Below are 537 nucleotides of genomic sequence, written 5' to 3' on the forward strand. Positions count from 1 at the left end.
TGTCGCAGATTGATTTTTCTGCTGCAGCGGATGAAACGACGCTCACCAATGCACTGAACTACGATGGGAGCACTCAGATCTGGGAGGGCGGCCGTGAGGACGTCTTTGCCGTGCGTGCCACGACCGATTTGCATATTGAGCAGGCGGGAAGTTACACGTTCTATTTGCTATCGGATGACGGTTCCAGCCTGCGGCTCAATGGTCAGGACCTGATCGACAACGACGGGCTGCATGCGACTGAGCTACAGACCGCCACGATCGAGCTGTCGGCGGGCACCCATAGCCTTGAGGCGCTCTACTTCGAGGCCTATGGCGATGCGACCCTGATGCTCGAGTGGGCTGGCCCCGATACTGGTGGTAACCGCGTCCTGCTGACCGGGGATCATGTGGCAAGCCCTGGCGACGGAACCCCGCCCCCTGTCGATGAGACACCCGTTGACGAGACGCCTGTCGATGAGACGCCGGTGAACGAAGATCCCGTTGAGGATGATCCTGTTGATCCGACACCTGTTGATCCGACACCAGGTGATCAGGATG

Annotated in this window: 1 protein-coding gene; it reads left to right on the plus strand. The window is 59.2% G+C overall.

Going from position 1 to position 537, the window contains the following annotated elements:
* A partial coding sequence (locus tag ACR0NM_RS20830) for a PA14 domain-containing protein (RefSeq protein ID WP_480504183.1) occupies nt 1-537 on the plus strand: 537 nt, incomplete at both ends.

The sequence above is a fragment of the Ruegeria sp. AF2 genome, assembly GCF_056542025.1.